We start from the raw sequence: 2,192 nt of genomic DNA on the forward strand, positions 1-2,192 counted from the left end.
TGTCAATGCCGAGTGAAGTCTGACCCCCTGGCGCCGAGCGAAAGTTGACCCCCTCTGGGTTGTTAGTCGCGGTCGGCGCGGTTCTTGTTGATGAGGTCGCGGCGTTGCCGGGTGCGGTAGGAATCGCCTGACAGGGTGAGGACCTCGGCGTGGTGGACGAGCCGGTCAATCATCGCTGCGGCCACGACGTCGTCGCTGAAGGTCTCACCCCATCTCCCAAACGGCAGGTTCGAGGTGACCATGATCGAGCCTTGCTCATACCGCGATGCGACGAGTTGGAAGAACAAGTTCGCGGCGTCTTGGTCGAACGGGATGTAGCCAACCTCGTCGATGATGATGAGCTTGTAGCGGCGGACCTTCTTCAGCTCAGCCTCGAGTTGGCCTTGATGGTGCGCGGCCGCCAGCCGGGCGATCCAGTTGTTCGCGGTATCGAACAGGACGGAGTAGCCGGCGTGCGCGGCTTTGACACCGAGTCCGATGGCCAGATGGGTCTTCCCGATCCCGGGCGAGCCGAGGAGGATGACGTTCTCTGCCTTCGGCACGAACATGCCCGTGGCCAGGTGCGCGAGCACGTCACGGCGCAGCGACGGGAGGTGATCGAGGTTGAAGTCCTCGATGGTCTTGATCGCGGGAAAGTGCGCCGTCCGGATCCGCATGATGGTGCCTGCTGATTCCCGGTCCGCAGCCTGACGGCCCATGACCGCGGCGAGGTACTCCTCGTGGGACCAATTCTCATCGCGGGCGTGCTGCGCGAGCTCTTCCCACACCCGGCCAATCGTTGGGGTCTTCAGCACCCGGGTCAGGTACGCCAACTGGGACGGGATCCCGTCGGCCGGCGTGGCCGTCGTTGTTGCGGTCGTACTCAATGGTTACTCGCTTCCTTCGTTGTGTTGGTGGTGAAATCGACGCCGAACAAGGCGTCGTAGTCCGGCAGCGCCCGGAGTGGTACGAGGTGACCGTCCGTGTGCCGACGCTGACGCGTGCGGGCTTCGCGGTCGGCAGCGAAACCGTGACGCATCTGTGCCGCAGTCACGACATGAGCCGGGTCGGTGATCACCCCCTGCTTCGCCCACGAGCGTTCGTGGCGGGCGACGAGGTCACCGTCGCACCGCACGGTGACGGTTGCTGCAGTTGCGTGGACGTCGACGAAGCGGCCGATGACCCGCGGGTCGACGGAGTAGTCATTCGCATCGACGCGGACGTAGTAATCCCTGGCCAACCGGATCCGGTTCGTGAGGCCGACAGCCGGCGCGACGGGCGGGAAGACGGTCATGGCCTGGTAGTCGGTTTCGAATGCGTCAGCGGGGCGCCCGTGGATCGCGCGCACGGTTCGGGTGTTCGCCCGGACCAGCCAGCTGCGCAGCTGCTCGTTGAAATCGTGCGGGGAACGAAACAGGCGGCCGGGCAGGAACGAGGTTTCCAGGTAGCCGTTCGCGCGTTCGACCATGCCCTTGAACTCCGGATCCCGCGGCGGCGCCAACTGAATCCGTGTCGCCAGGGTGCCAGCGAACGCGGCTGCCGGCACACTCACCTTCCCGGTCCCGCCAATTGCGGACTCCCGATCCCACACGAGCGTCTTCGGCGTCCGGCCGAGCCCGCCGATCAGGGACCACATGCCCGACAGGATGTCGCCGGCCTGGCGTGACGGGATCATCGTCGCCGACATGAATCTCGAGTAGCCGAGCGTCATCACCAGCACGGGCAGCACCCGCTCCTGCCCGTGACCGACTGGCACACGGACATCGGGGAACCAAAGGTCGCACTGCGCCACGTCGCCTGGCTCGTACACGACACGGTCCACAGGGTCGGCGCTTGCGTACTCCGGTCGAAGCCGTGCGACACGAGCCCGCAGAATCGAACTCGAGTGCTGCCACCCGATGCGTTCCGCGATCACCGTCGCCGGCATCCGCGGGTACTCCGCGAGCAGCGCGCGAATCTGAGGTTCAACGGCATCAGCGAAGGTCGAGCGGGGCTCCCGCTCATACGTCGGCGGCCGATCCGACCGCAACGCCGCTCGAACCGTGTTCCGAGACACCCCGAGCCGCCTGACGATCTCTTTGATCGGCAAACCCTCGGAACGATTCAGCCGACGAATTTCTGCCCAATCTTCCACAGCAATCACCCTTCAAGCGTTGCCGAGGGGGTCAAGATTCGCGCGGCACCAGAGGGTCATTCTTCAGGGAGCACCGACA

At 65.1% G+C, this 2,192-nt stretch carries 2 protein-coding genes; both read right to left on the reverse strand.

The window, feature by feature from the left end; genetic code table 11:
* Positions 1 to 62: 62 nt before the first annotated feature.
* Positions 63 to 866 carry an IS21-like element helper ATPase IstB gene (istB, locus tag AC1DZA_RS20085; protein WP_476774094.1) on the reverse strand — a complete coding sequence of 268 codons (804 nt, stop codon included), beginning with the start codon at positions 864 to 866 and terminating at the stop codon, positions 63 to 65.
* On the reverse strand, positions 863 to 2,122 hold the full coding sequence (gene istA / locus AC1DZA_RS20090) for an IS21 family transposase (protein ID WP_476774095.1): 1,260 nt from the start codon (positions 2,120 to 2,122) through the stop codon (positions 863 to 865). Before istA ends, istB begins: the two co-directional genes overlap by 4 nt.
* Positions 2,123 to 2,192 lie beyond the last annotated feature (70 nt).

Source organism: Agromyces sp. P2_B3 (assembly GCF_056404815.1).